Genomic DNA, 13,021 nt, shown 5'->3' on the forward strand with positions numbered 1-13,021 from the left:
ACCCTAAATGACGCGCCCGTTACGCATCGGATTGTCGCCACGCATACTGCATACTCCTCCAGCGGGATTGGGCTTCCCGAAAAAGACGTTACAGTACCTTGAGCAGACGGTCGCCCACTGGATCATGCGCCGCCGGGCTCTGGCTTTCATGCTGCCGGCCATAGAAACCGGTGGGGTCGAGCGTTCTCATGTGCGTATAAGCGACTATGTCAGGGAAATCGATGGGCTCGTACTCCAAGGTGGCGCGGATGTCAGCCCCATTTCTTACGGTGAAACCCCAACGCGGCCGGAATGGTCCGGGGACCGGGTACGTGACCTGTACGAAATGGAACTCTTTTGGGAATGTGTCGTGCAGGGAAAACCCGTACTGGGCATTTGCCGTGGATTACAACTTATCAATGTGGCGCTGGGCGGCACCCTTTATCAGGATATTGCTACCGAACACCCGCACGCAATCCTGCATGTAGACGACATCCTGTACGATCAGCACCGGCATACCGTTCTAATTGAGGAAAATTCGCGGCTGGCGAAGCTGTACGGCGAGAATTATCAACGTCTCGTCAACAGCATTCATCATCAGGCAATCAAGCGACTGGGGCGTGATTCGGTCGTCGAGGCGATTTCCGACGTTGATGGCATTATCGAGGCAATACGTATGCGGGGGGAATGCTATGTGACCGCGTTCCAGTGGCATCCCGAGTTTCATGGCGGCGCCACCGACCTGCTCGATTCGGGACCCATACTGGACGATTTTCTTGCCGCTGCTGAAAAGCAGCGCATGTGACCAAGCCGACGGCATCACTTTAACCGCGGTGTTTTTATCTCAGGTCAGCCTCCAAATCGTCGCTCCCGCGAAAGCGGGAATGACGATTTCATGGAGACGATGGCAAGAGAAGGTGAAGCGCAGCAAATGATACTCTCCAGAGCGTTTGTTCAAAGATTCCTCTATTCGGCCTGCTCGGCAATGAATGCCTTGACCGCATCGGCATCCGCATTCATGACCACATACCGCTGCGGCATGTTTTCAATATTCTCATACCCGGCGGGACGCGCCGGCGCATGGCCTATGGCCTCGATAATGCTCTCGGAAAACTTGATGGGCAACGCGGTTTCCAGACAGATTAGCGGTACGCCTGCTTCGCGATGTTCCAGTCCCACTTTCAACCCATCGGCAGTATGCGGATCCACCAGAACGCCGTATTGTTCATGAATCCGGCGTATGGTGGCGATGCGTTCGGCGTGGTTACTCGTTCCCGACACAAGTCCGAATTCCTTTACCCTTTCCCACAAGGGTGTACCGGCAAGATCGAAAGCACCGTCCTGGACGCGATCCGCTTCCGCTCCCCCGCCCCCACCTCTTTCCACCGCCCGCCACAATTCTTTCACCTTGGCCGCATCCCGTCCCGTCAAATCAAAAATGAAACGCTCGAAGTTGGATGCTTTGGAAATGTCCATCGACGGACTGCTGGTATGCAGCGTTTCCGAAGTGGCGCGAGGCCGATAACAACCTGTCCTGAAAAACTCATCCAGAACATCATTTTCGTTGGTCGCCAGTATCAATTTTCTGATGGGCAACCCCATCATGCGAGCAACGTGGCCCGCGCAGATATTGCCAAAATTCCCCGATGGCACGGCAAAGGACACCTGCTCGCTGCTAGAACCGGTAGCTTCAAAATAGCCTTTGAAATAATAGACGATTTGCGCAACGATCCGTGCCCAGTTTATTGAATTGACCGTGCCTATGCGGTATTTTTGCTTGAAGGCATAATCGTTGCTGACTGCCTTTACAATGTCCTGGCAATCATCGAACACGCCGCGGACGGCAATATTGAAAATGTTCGGGTCTTGCAGGGAATACATTTGCGCTGTCTGGAATCGGCTCATCTTTCCTTGCGGTGAAAGCATGAACACGCGAATGCCGCGCTTGCCGCGCATGGCATATTCCGCGCTGGGCCCGGTATCGCCAGAAGTCGCCCCCAGAATGTTCAGATACTCCCCTGATTTTTCAAGGACATACTCGAACAAATTGCCCAACAATTGCATGGCAATATCCTTGAATGCCAGCGTCGGGCCATTCGACAATCCCAGAATGTGCAGTCCCGGCTCCAAAGTTTTAAGCGGTGTTATTTCCTCGCTTTGAAATGATTCCGCGGTATAAGTCCGCGCAATGATGCCGCGCAGATCAGCGACAGGAATATCGTCTGTGAATCGCGAAATAATCTCGTACGCGAGTTCCTGATAACTCAGGCCGCGCAGTTTTTCCAGTTCGGCAAAATCAATCTCCGGATAGGTCTCGGGCATTGCCAGCCCGCCGTCCGGTGCGAGCCCACCCAGAAGAATCCTGGAAAACTTTTTTGGCGGCATGCCGCCGCGAGTAGAAATATAACGCATTGTATTTACCAGAAAAAAAAGCTGAACGCTCTCTTATAAAAACTGGAGCCCCGAGCTAAACTGACAGCGGAGCGACCTGCTTCCCAATTGGCAATAAATTGCCTGTACCCGTAAATTTTTAAGGCGCCCCTTCGGGATCATCAGGACTATTTGGGACTACTACTTGCTGCTCAATTGTTCCAACCGGATGCGCGTCACTCTACCGGTTGTCAAAGGCAGTTTTTTGATTTTGGCGATAGCGGCATTAATATTTTTTTCCATTGCGGAATGGGTGAGCATGATGATATCGACCTGATCTTCTCCTTCGCTGGGCTCTTTCTGTACCATTGCTTCGATGGAAATTCCCAAGTCGGCAAGTACACCGGCAATATCAGCCAGCGCCCCTGGTTTATCCATTACCCGCAATCGAAGGTAATATGACGTTTCCACTTCCTCCATGGTCAGGATGGGTGTATCCGACAGCAGGTCTGGCTGGAAAGCAAGATGTGGAACGCGGTGTTTAGGGTCGGCGGTGTGCATGCGCGTCACGTCCACCAGGTCTGCCACTACCGAACTCGCCGTAGGTTCGGCGCCCGCCCCCGCGCCATAATACAAGGTAGCGCCTACTGCGTCGCCTTTCACCACGATCGCATTCATGACACCTTCCACATTGGCTATCAACCGCCGGGTGGGTATCAGCGTGGGATGCACGCGCAGCTCGATGCCTCTGGGGGTTCGCTTGGTAATACCCAGCAGTTTGATGCGGTAGCCCAGCTCCTCCGCATAACGGATATCCTCGCGGGTTAATTTCGTGATGCCTTCGGTATAAACCTTGTCGAACTGCATGGGAATCCCGAACGCAATAGACGCCATGATGGTGAGCTTGTGCGCGGCGTCTATCCCCTCGATATCGAAAGTGGGGTCCGCTTCGGCGTAACCCAGCTTCTGCGCCTGCTTCAGCACGGTATCGAACGTCAGCCCCTTGTCGCGCATTTCCGACAGGATGAAATTACTCGTGCCGTTGATAATCCCGGCAATCCATTCGATCCGGTTGGCGGTCAGACCCTCGCGCAAGGCCTTGATAATGGGTATTCCGCCTGCTACGGCCGCTTCAAACGCGACCATTACGCCTTTTTTCTGCGCTGCCGCGAAAATTTCTGTGCCGTGCGAGGCCAGTAATGCCTTGTTCGCGGTAATGACATGCTTGCCATTCTCGATGGCCTTCAGCGTCAGCTCTTTTGCAACGGTATATCCCCCAATCAACTCGATTACGATATCGATATCCGGATTGGTTACAACCGCGTTTGCATCGTCGGTGATGATGACGTCATTCCCCGCGATTTTGCGGGCTTTCTCCACGTCGCGATCCGCGATCATTCGGATAACGATCCCGCGTCCCGCACGTCGTGTGATTTCCTCCTGGTTGCGTTTGAGGACCGCAAAAGTGCCACCCCCGACTGTACCGATGCCTAACAGGCCTACATTGATGGGTTTCATATCTAGTGTAATGATAAATGGTCCGGATAAATCGGTTTCGGCGGGCAGGCCAGCGTTTTTCTTTTCGTTCTGTTCGATCTTATCCATTCTCAGTTCGCCTCAGGCAGGTTCGGGTAGGTTCGGGCAGGTTCGGGACCAGATTCGGTCAGGTACGGTGGCGCTTGCGATATCGCCCGAGAAAATCCGCAATGCGGCCTATCGCTTCTGTAAGGTCATCGCTATTGGGCAAAAATACTACGCGGAAGTGGTCCGGATGCGGCCAGTTGAACCCGCTGCCCTGCACCACCAGCACCTTCTCTTCCAGCAGCAGATCCAGCACAAACTGCTCGTCGTCCTCGATCGGATACATTTGCGGATCCAGACGCGGGAATAGATACATCGCAGCCTTCGGCTTATAGCACGTTACGCCTGGAATATCAGTCAGCAATTTCCAGGCGAGATCACGCTGCCGCATCAGGCGCCCTGTCGGCATCACCAGGTCATTAATGCTCTGGTAGCCGCCAAGCGCGGTCTGGATACCGAATTGGGAGGGAACGTTCGCGCACAGTCGCATCGAAGCCAGCATGGTAAGCCCCGCAATATAATCGCGGGCAGATTGCTTTGTCCCCGAAACCACTGCCCAACCGGAGCGAAACCCGGCAGCGCGATAGTTCTTGGATAAGCCGTTCAGCGTGACAAACAGCACGTCGTCCGCCAGCGAGGCAATCGAAGTGTGGGTGGTATCATCGTACAAAACCTTATCGTAAATTTCGTCCGCATAAATGATGAGCTGATGCTGACGGGCAATCTCTATGATTTCGTGCAGCACATCGTCAGGATAGAGCGCGCCGGTGGGGTTATTGGGATTAATGACAACGATGGCCCGAGTGTTCGGCGTAACCCTGGAGCGAATATCGTCCAGGTCGGGTAGCCATCCTGCCTGCTCGTCGCACACATAATGCCTCGCCGTGCCTCCCGCCAACACAACTGCCGCGGTCCACAACGGATAGTCGGGCGAAGGAATCAGCACCTCATCGCCACTGTTCAGAAGCGCCTGCATGGCCATTACGATCAGTTCGGAAACCCCGTTGCCGATATAGATGTCCTCAAGCCGCACATCCGGAATATGCTTTTCCTGGGTGTAGTGCATGATCGCCTTCCGTGCCGCAAACAGTCCCTTTGAATCGCAATAACCGGAAGCGGCGGAGAGGTTATGGATAACATCCTGCAGGATCTCCTCCGGCGCATCAAAACCAAATGACGCAGGATTGCCGATGTTGAGCTTGATGATGTGATGCCCGTCCTCCTCCATTTGCCGGGCGCGATCAAGCACCGGTCCGCGAATGTCATAACATACATTCGCCAGCTTGCTGGATTTTAGAATGGGCTGCATGAATGGAAAAACCTGATCCGCAAAAAGCGTTCCGATAAGTGCCGGTAAAAAATAACCCCTATGGCAGGGGCTTAGGTGATTCAGAACCTACCGTTTCAAGCGGTGGTCCTGAAGTATTCGTTTGCCTCTTCTCATCATTTTCCGCTTTATTCGGCACAAAACCTTTATTGCGACGCAAAAAAGATGTAATGTTACCCGACCCTCCAACCCGCCGCAAATGGAGCCTTACGTGAAGCTGCATCTTTCCTCATTAACCGAACAAAATATGTTCACCGGCTACGGAGCCGGATATGTTCTGGTCAACCGGATACGCCACGAGCAAAATCTGATCGTACTGCCTGATCGCATCATTGAAAATTGGGGGACGACAACGTTCGAGCAGCTCACCGCGGAACATTTCGATTTTCTGCTCTCACTGCAACCCGAAATGGTATTGCTTGGCACTGGAGCCAGGCTGCGCTTTCCGCATCCCAGGCTGACCCAGCCGCTCATCAGATCAGGTATCGGTGTTGAAGTAATGGATACCAGTGCCGCCTGCCGGACCTACAATATCCTGACAGATGAAGGGCGGCGTGTAGCGGCGGCGCTGCTTATCCAGGACTGAACAAATCCCAAATCCCATATCGCGGGGCGCTGTAAAGCGTTATCCATGTCCCCGGGCCATACTGACACAGATCATGCCAAGCTTTTTTCTGGACAGAACGGGCTCTGCAGGCCGGGCGCCTGCCTCTTCGGAACCCGTCTTCGTTAGCCGGGGCGGGTAATGGGCCAAGTCAGCATAGGATCCGCTGTGTTTCCCATCGATTTTTTACTATTGTTGAGTGCCATGCTGGCCGGTTTCTCCGTCGCCAAAAGGATAAGACAGCGGAAAAACATTGATGTCGAGCCGCTTCTCTTGAGAGTTTTGATTACCTCCCTGATAACGGCGAGAACCGTCTTCGTGATTGCATATTTCGATATGTACAAGAACGCGCCATGGGGCATGCTCGATATTCGCGACGGCGGGTTTTCATCGGCAGCGGGAATACTGGCTGCAGCAGCAGGCATCGCCTGGTATTCGTGGCGCAGGCCGGAGGGACGCCGCCCCCTGCTGCTATCGGCATTGGCCGGGGGAGCCACCTGGGCGGCTGGCGCGGTCGCCGCCACAGCCGTCTTTGCTGTCCCAGCGCAAATGCCGGAAGTTGAGTTGGGTCGCCTTGACGGCAGTTCCGTCGAGTTCAGTTCACTGGCCGGCAAACCGATGGTGGTCAATCTGTGGGCGACATGGTGTCCCCCTTGCATACGGGAAATGCCGGTACTGGAGAATGCGCAAAAGAACAATCCGGATGTAGTTTTCGTTTTTGCCAACCAGGGTGAATCGGTCGATACGGTCCAGAAGTTTCTGGATCGGCAGGGACTCAGCCTTGACAATGTACTGCTCGATCCCCGCCTCGAACTTAGTGGCCAGACCGAGTCTCAAGGACTGCCGACAACCTTGTTCTTTGATGCAGGGGGTGCGCTGGTTGACCGCCGAATTGGCGAGTTATCAGCCGCTACGCTGGCACAAAGAATCGAGGGCATCGCACGGCGCGAAACCGGCCCGTAATCCCTGTTGAAGTCAACTGGGCGAGCAAGGGAATAGCAGGACGCCCTTCAGCATACAGCCGTGGCAGTTTGCGGGATTGGATGAGTTCCGGGGCCTTTTGCCCGATATTTGTACGGTATAGCACAATCAGCGCCCCGGGCAATGCGGTATTGTCCTGATGCGTGCGAGTACATTGCATGGTTTCCCAAGGATAAAGGCATCTCGCCCCCTTCCATTGATTAGATGAGGAAGTTTCCTGCGGTGCGGCATTAGCGCAATTGGTCACAGGCGGGCAGCATGACTGCGCCCAGACCTGCGTAAAGCATCGCCAAAATCGAAAGCCAGGCCAGAACGCGCATGATCGTCACGATAAATCCAGCCTGGTCCGCAGGGAGGTCGGCTCGGGCGATCAAGGCATGGACGAAACTGGGACGTGCGGCACTGAAACCAACGGCCGCAATGCACACAGCGGTGGCGACCAGAATGATGGCGATGATGGCGGCATTTCCCGCCGATCTGTCTTCACCCGGGTTTAAGGCGCATAGCAGGGATTGGCTGCCATAGATCAGTGTCAGATGCACGGTCCAGACAATGGGGCCGACCAGCATGAAGACCAGCGTGCCCATGCCCTGGGGATTGGACCTGGATCCCGTGTGCCTCACCCGATCACCCTCGGAAAGCCATGGATGAGGACGAGGCCGCACATGCCTTGTCCCGCGGTGTACCAGTAGAGAAGGGCCGCATTGTCGAACGTGACGCTGCGCTTCTGGTCCAGCCGCTTTGAGACAAGCCTGCCACAGGCGAAGGCGCAAAGTATAATCGTGGCGAAAGCAGCCTGTCCTGTAAGAAATGAGCCCATGTATACCATGGCGCTGTACGAATTTGCGGACGGGTCGAGCCCCATCCGCAAATGCCCAAGCACCTCCACGCCTACCGAGCCAGCGAGAAACGCGGCGGCCAGCATCAACAGGGCAGGCGTCAGCAGGGGCAGGTGCAAGTCCAACCGGCCCGCTGGGGGAAGCCGCTTTCCTGCCCAGTAGACCAGTACACTGCCAAAAACCAGGAGAATCGCGGAGTTGACCGGGTAGGTCAGTGGAGGTAACGCCGGAGAACCGGCTGGCGCCCAGACCTCCGGTGAAACTATCCAGAGATAGAGATAGGAGAAGATGTAGGAAATAAAGAGTGATGCCGCGACCAGCATCACGATCACCATGGCCCACCAGCTATGAGATGACGGCCCGGTCATGTAGGTCGGTAGTCTGATCCCGCCGCCAATATCAACCTCTCCTTGATCCGGTCTGTCCAGCTGCCACGCCCATACAATGAAGGAGACGATGGCTAGCACCCCGCTGATGAGGGCAATGGCAACTGCCTTGATGGTCAGCAGTAAAAAGCACCCGGCGGTAAAGACAGCGGCAGCCACATGGGTCCAGCTCGAACCAGCCATCTGCATCAAGTATTGCGGCTTGGCCTCTATGACCGAGGTGATGATGGTTTCACGCCTCCCGGTGGGCGCATTTGGAAGATAGTGCAGCCCTTCGCGCACCTGCTGGGCCAGGTCCGGTTGATCCCATAGTGGCTCGCGACTGGTCACGTGGGGGACCGAGCGGGTCGAATAAACATCGGTGGGAAGAAACTCAAGCGTCCCCGCATTCCATGGATTTTCCGGTCCACCCCCGCCTAAGCGGAAATTGCGTATAAGGTCGATGATGAAAATCAGAACCCCGGTGGCCATGATGAAAGCGCCGGCAGTCGAAATCGAGTTAAGCAGATCCCAGCCGAGATAGCCCGAATAGGTCCAGACGCGGCGGGGCATTCCGGCAAGGCCGGTTATATGCATGGGAAAAAATGCGGTGTTGAAGCCGATGAACATGAGCCAGAACGCCCAGCGGCCCAACCGTTCCGATAACATCTTGCGGCTGACCATAGGAGCCCAATAGTAAAAGGTGGCAAACAGCGGGAACACCATGCCCCCCACGAGCACGTAATGCAGGTGGGCGACAATGAAATAGGTGTCATGAGCCTGAAAATCGAACGGCACAACCGCAACCATCACACCAGTCAATCCGCCAAGTACAAAGATAAACAGGAAACCCAGGATAAACAGGGACGGGACATTAATGCGAAACGGCCTTTTGCCAGCAGCGATAGTGGCGATCCACGAGAATACCTGGATACCGGACGGAATGGCCACCGCCATGCTTGCGGCTGAAAAAAAAGCCAGGCTCAGCCCCGGAATACCGGTGGTGAACATGTGGTGCACCCACAGCCCGAAGCTGAAAAAGCCTGTGGCGATCAGCGCGACGACAATCAGGCGGTAGCCAATCAACGGCGTCTGCGCCATGGTTGGGATCATCATTGAAACCAGGCCTGCCGCGGGCAGGAAAATGATGTAGACCTCTGGGTGGCCAAAGAACCAGAACAGATGCTGCCAGAGCAAGGCATCACCGCCAAGCGCGGCGGTAAAGAAGGGCCAACCGAAGGAACGTTCGAGTTCCAGCAGCATGGTGGCGAGAATGACCGCGGGAAAGGCAAACACGATCATCGCGGCGAAGATCAGCATGGCCCAGGCAAAAATGGGCATCTTTGCCAGCGTCATGCCGGGTGGGCGTGTGCGTAGAACGCCAACGATGATTTCTATGGCTCCCGCAATAGCCGATATTTCAATAAAGCCGATTCCGAGCAGCCAGAAATCGGCATTATTGCCCGGCGAATACTCGGTGAGGGTCAGCGGCGGATACATGAACCAGCCGCCCTTGGGTGCCATGTCGTAAAAGATCGTGGAGAAGAACACCAGGCCGCCGATGATATAGGCCCACATTGCAAAGGCGCTGAGACGGGGGAAGGGCAGGTCACGGGCCGCCAGCATCTGGGGAAGCAGCATCACCCCCAGGGCCTCGACTATAGGGACCGCGAAAAGAAACATCATCGTCGTGCCATGGACGGTGAAGATCTGGTTATAAAGGTCCTGGCTGAGAAAATTGTTGTCCGCAACCGCCAGTTGCGTACGCATCAGCAGCGCCAGAATTCCCGCCAGAACAAAAAACAGGAACGCCGCGCCGATATAAATCGTGCCGACGACAGTGTTGTTCACCACCGTCAGCAGTTTGAAGCCTTTTGGAGTTGCCCAGATCCGCTTGAGCTCCTCCAGTTCCTCTTCGGGGCGTGGGCCCTTGTTCGGCAGTTCTGCTGGATATTGTCGGGTCATGGCTCTCGATCAGCGCAAGGCCCAGGCGCCAACGCCCAGGACAGAAGTATCGCCCACGACCATTTCGGCCGCCGCGATGGTGAGTAGCAGAATATTCAGGTTGGCATATCCGGTGATCCGGGCGCCTTCGAACCCGACGACGACCGCAACCGCGAAAATGTAGAGGTTAACGAGTATATTGGCCTGGGCAAAGTTGAACATCGCTACTTCAAGCTTTCCAGATAAAGAGCAAGGTCTTCAAGTTCGGGCCGGGTGAATATGTTGTATGGCGGCATCTTGTTTTCCGGCTTGATGTGTTGATTGTTGCTGATCCAGGCGGCAAAGGCTTGCGCATTGTTGGATAGGGTCGCGGCAGCTAGAGAATGTCGGCCTCCGACATGGGTGAGATCAGGGCCGATGGCGCCAGCTGCGCGGGTCCCCCGGATCGTGTGGCAACCTCCGCAGCCAGCATTGAGAAATAGCTGTCTACCACGCGCGGCACGCCCATTCTCGTTTTTAACCGCAGGCCCCGACTCTTTGGCCACCCATGCCTGGAAATCCTCCTGGGTTTGAGCCACCACATGGAACGACATCAACGCATGGGCGCCGCCGCAATATTCCGCGCATTGGCCCCGGCTCACCCCTTCTTCGGTCGCTGTCAAGGTCAGAATATTGGTTCGTCCGGGAATCATGTCGAGCTTGCCGGCGAGCCGCGGCGCCCAGAATGAATGGAGGACGTCCGCAGTCGTCAGTTCCAGGTATATCGGCTGGCCGACCGGGACGTGCAATTCGTTTGCGCTCTCGAAACTGTTGCCGTCTGCATCCACGTAAGTGAGGCGCCACCACCACTGCTCCCCCTTGATAGCGATGCGTATTCCGTCAGGGGATGGCGGCGTGCCGGCGCCGGCGCCCAGAACCACAAAGCCGTAAACCAGCAGCATGCTTAAAACGACTGCCGGAAAAACTATGCCGGCGCCTGTGATGAAGCGCTCATTGGAAAGCTGCGAGCGCAATGTCTCACCCCCATAAATTGCCACCGCGCTCAGCACAAGCACGCCAACGAGAATAAAGCCACCAGCGATGGTCATGACCCAGAACAGGACGTTGATCCGCTCCGCCTCCACACCGGCGGGAGCGAAGGCTGATTGCTCCGGATTGCATCCTGCCAGCAGCACCAGGATGCCCGCGCCAGCCGTTGTCCGAATCCGGCCTTTGCTCATGGGACAGGCACCTCGGGCTTGAGGCGTAACCCTGGAGGCTGGCTGGCATAGAAGGCGCTTACGTCCTGGACTTGCGCGTCGTTCAGACGTTTAGCGACTACGGACATGATTGCGCCATAGCCCGACCGATCCCTCAGCCCCTTGCGCCAAACCTCCAGTTGCCCGCGGAGATAGGCAGCGGATTGCCCCGCAAGTCTGGGAAACTGCGGGTTGTCTCCCTCATGACAGCTCGAACAGGGCGGAATGCCGCCTTCGGCCAATCCGTCCCTCGCAAGCCGTTGTCCGCGCAATACCGCTGCCGGGTCCCCCGATGACCCTGCTCGGATCGGCGACAGCTTCGCATAATAGCGGGCCAGTGCCGAATTCTCCTCTATCGACATCCGGTGGGCGATGGGTTCCATGATGCCGCTCTGACGGGTCCCGTCCCAATAGTTTTCAATAGCGCGTATCAGATAGGGCTCGGACTGGCCGTGAAGGCGCGGCACACGGTCGCTGACAGGCAGGGATCGGGCATCGCCATGGCAGCGCACGCAGCTTTCCAGCGGCTGGATCGACACACCTGCGGCTTCCAGTTCGAGGGGCAAAACCCTTGGTCGCTCGCTGTCGGTGTAGCTATCCGCGCCTTCACGTCGAAGCCGGTCGAGGAAGGCGACCAGAGACCATACCTCGTCGCTGCGCCCCTCGCCCGCCCAGGCCGGCATGCCGGTGAATTTAAGCCCGTGGTAGATAATCCAGAACAGCTCCCTGGAATTGTAGTCTTCGTAGGCGAAGATCAGGTCTGGCGGGGCAGGCAGCATGCTCTGATAGACTGGATTGGCGGCCTGGCCCGGCACCCCATGACAGGTCGCACAAGCGCCCCGATAATGCTCGGCGCCAAGGTCGGCCAGGCCCTCATCCGTAAGGTCGGGGACGGATATGCCGCTGGCGGCGTTGGCGATGGAGCGGTCCCGCACCACCGTGAGTAACCAGTTGGTTATGGACAAATGGTCCCGGCTGGCGGCAACATTGTAGACCCCTGAGACGATGAAAACCGCGGCGCCGACAATCATGACTTCCACAATGACCAGCATCGCCGGACCTAGCCGCCGCAGACGCGTCCACGGGCGGGCCCAAACGGTTTTGTCCTCAACCATCGGCACGACTCTCGGCTTCCATCGTCAGAAACCAGCGTGACGCCAGCACGACGCCAGCTGTGATATAGATCAGGGGGCACACGACCAGCATTACCAGTCCCGCCAGTTGCTGGTCGGCGAGGCTTTCGGACAAGGGGACGGTATCAGGTCCGCGCATCATGACGCCAAACAATGAGCGCGGCGCGAAGACCAGCAGGGCGCCGAGCAAACAGAAGAGCTTGCCTGTGACCAGCAGGGCAAAAATCGCGCGCCAGCGCCCAGCCGCCGGGGTTGCATAAATCGCCAACCAGAACCATGCCGCCGCCGCGGTCAAGCTTGCGTCCATGGCAAGCATGATGGTCGGGTTCGACATCGCCGCCGCGAGAGCTGGCGGCGAATGCCAGCTCCAGAGCAGGGCCAATTGGGTTGCCGTAGCCAGAGGCCAGTGCCGGGAGAGTGTCGAGGGGACTGTGGAACCCAGCATATAGATTAGACCGGGCACGACCAGATTCATAAGCACCATATGCTGAAGCATGAGTTCGCTCAATGGTCCGATCGACGTGTTCAACTATCGCTCCCAATCACTGAGTTAAGCCGCGTTATTCGATTTTGAGATCGCGGAACCACGTACCGGCCCAAAGCCTGCGAATTCCAGAGTATTGCGGAAGCTCGCGACAAAACGCGCCCAGCCTTACTTGC

12 protein-coding genes are annotated in these 13,021 nt (G+C 56.4%); 3 read left to right on the forward strand and 9 right to left on the reverse strand.

From position 1 onward, the window contains the following. The first annotated feature begins 7 nt into the window (after window positions 1–7). Window positions 8–784: a gamma-glutamyl-gamma-aminobutyrate hydrolase family protein gene (locus tag BMX66_RS02555; RefSeq protein WP_090878068.1), complete on the forward strand. Its 777-nt coding sequence runs from the start codon at window positions 8–10 to the stop codon at window positions 782–784. A 161-nt stretch (window positions 785–945) separates the two neighbouring features. Here BMX66_RS02555 and thrC read toward each other — a convergent pair whose 3' ends face one another. The 3 genes from thrC to BMX66_RS02570 all read right to left on the reverse strand — a co-directional run bounded on the left by thrC (window position 946) and on the right by BMX66_RS02570 (window position 5,239). After that, on the reverse strand, window positions 946–2,391 hold the full coding sequence (gene thrC, locus BMX66_RS02560; protein WP_090878070.1) for a threonine synthase: 1,446 nt from the start codon (window positions 2,389–2,391) through the stop codon (window positions 946–948). A gap of 159 nt (window positions 2,392–2,550) precedes the next feature. Then, on the reverse strand, window positions 2,551–3,867 hold the full coding sequence (locus BMX66_RS02565; RefSeq protein ID WP_090879749.1) for a homoserine dehydrogenase: 1,317 nt from the start codon (window positions 3,865–3,867) through the stop codon (window positions 2,551–2,553). A gap of 145 nt (window positions 3,868–4,012) precedes the next feature. Beyond that, window positions 4,013–5,239 (reverse strand): pyridoxal phosphate-dependent aminotransferase, encoded by a 1,227-nt coding sequence (locus BMX66_RS02570; RefSeq protein WP_090878072.1) that lies wholly within the window; start codon window positions 5,237–5,239, stop codon window positions 4,013–4,015. 229 nt (window positions 5,240–5,468) lie between these two features. On the opposite strand from BMX66_RS02570, the gene BMX66_RS02575 reads away from it, so the two are divergent. Then, window positions 5,469–5,843: an Mth938-like domain-containing protein gene (locus BMX66_RS02575; protein WP_090879752.1), complete on the forward strand. Its 375-nt coding sequence runs from the start codon at window positions 5,469–5,471 to the stop codon at window positions 5,841–5,843. 159 nt (window positions 5,844–6,002) lie between these two features. Beyond that, a complete protein-coding gene (locus BMX66_RS02580; RefSeq protein ID WP_090878074.1) occupies window positions 6,003–6,824 on the forward strand; it encodes a TlpA disulfide reductase family protein in 822 nt (273 codons plus the stop codon). 248 nt (window positions 6,825–7,072) lie between these two features. Here the strand turns inward: BMX66_RS02580 and BMX66_RS02585 are convergent, their stop codons facing one another. From BMX66_RS02585 to BMX66_RS02610, 6 genes are read right to left on the reverse strand one after another with little or no spacing between them, the layout of a single operon-like run. Then, window positions 7,073–7,465, reverse strand: a complete 393-nt coding sequence (locus tag BMX66_RS02585; RefSeq protein WP_143058182.1) for a hypothetical protein — start codon at window positions 7,463–7,465, stop codon at window positions 7,073–7,075. Next, the gene (ctaD, locus tag BMX66_RS02590; protein WP_090878078.1) at window positions 7,462–10,011 is read right to left on the reverse strand and encodes a cytochrome c oxidase subunit I; all 2,550 of its coding nucleotides are present in this window, start codon (window positions 10,009–10,011) and stop codon (window positions 7,462–7,464) included. The genes BMX66_RS02585 and ctaD overlap by 4 nt, the downstream gene beginning before the upstream one ends. Window positions 10,012–10,020: 9 nt before the next feature. Continuing rightward, window positions 10,021–10,212, reverse strand: coding sequence for a hypothetical protein (locus tag BMX66_RS02595; protein WP_090878080.1), 192 nt, complete (start codon window positions 10,210–10,212; stop codon window positions 10,021–10,023). 2 nt (window positions 10,213–10,214) lie between these two features. Next, window positions 10,215–11,210 (reverse strand): cytochrome c oxidase subunit II, encoded by a 996-nt coding sequence (locus BMX66_RS02600; RefSeq protein WP_090878082.1) that lies wholly within the window; start codon window positions 11,208–11,210, stop codon window positions 10,215–10,217. Then, window positions 11,207–12,343: a c-type cytochrome gene (locus tag BMX66_RS02605; RefSeq protein ID WP_090878084.1), complete on the reverse strand. Its 1,137-nt coding sequence runs from the start codon at window positions 12,341–12,343 to the stop codon at window positions 11,207–11,209. The genes BMX66_RS02600 and BMX66_RS02605 overlap by 4 nt, the downstream gene beginning before the upstream one ends. After that, window positions 12,336–12,890 carry a cytochrome c oxidase assembly protein gene (locus BMX66_RS02610; protein WP_143058184.1) on the reverse strand — a complete coding sequence of 185 codons (555 nt, stop codon included), beginning with the start codon at window positions 12,888–12,890 and terminating at the stop codon, window positions 12,336–12,338. Before BMX66_RS02610 ends, BMX66_RS02605 begins: the two co-directional genes overlap by 8 nt. Between the last annotated feature and the right edge of the window lie 131 nt (window positions 12,891–13,021).

The sequence above is a fragment of the Nitrosovibrio sp. Nv6 genome, assembly GCF_900110495.1.
GTDB lineage: Bacteria > Pseudomonadota > Gammaproteobacteria > Burkholderiales > Nitrosomonadaceae > Nitrosospira.

What these genes read in the sequence shown, in the direction of transcription:
- BMX66_RS02555 (WP_090878068.1), top strand. Translation starts at nt 8, where the DNA reads ATGACGCGCCCGTTACGCATCGGATTGTCGCCACGCATACTGCATACT.
- BMX66_RS02565 (WP_090879749.1), bottom strand. Translation starts at nt 3,867, where the DNA reads ATGAAACCCATCAATGTAGGCCTGTTAGGCATCGGTACAGTCGGGGGT.
- BMX66_RS02605 (WP_090878084.1), bottom strand. Translation starts at nt 12,343, where the DNA reads ATGGTTGAGGACAAAACCGTTTGGGCCCGCCCGTGGACGCGTCTGCGG.
- BMX66_RS02580 (WP_090878074.1), top strand. Translation starts at nt 6,003, where the DNA reads ATGGGCCAAGTCAGCATAGGATCCGCTGTGTTTCCCATCGATTTTTTA.
- BMX66_RS02570 (WP_090878072.1), bottom strand. Translation starts at nt 5,239, where the DNA reads ATGCAGCCCATTCTAAAATCCAGCAAGCTGGCGAATGTATGTTATGAC.
- BMX66_RS02595 (WP_090878080.1), bottom strand. Translation starts at nt 10,212, where the DNA reads ATGTTCAACTTTGCCCAGGCCAATATACTCGTTAACCTCTACATTTTC.
- ctaD (WP_090878078.1), bottom strand. Translation starts at nt 10,011, where the DNA reads ATGACCCGACAATATCCAGCAGAACTGCCGAACAAGGGCCCACGCCCC.
- BMX66_RS02600 (WP_090878082.1), bottom strand. Translation starts at nt 11,210, where the DNA reads ATGAGCAAAGGCCGGATTCGGACAACGGCTGGCGCGGGCATCCTGGTG.
- thrC (WP_090878070.1), bottom strand. Translation starts at nt 2,391, where the DNA reads ATGCGTTATATTTCTACTCGCGGCGGCATGCCGCCAAAAAAGTTTTCC.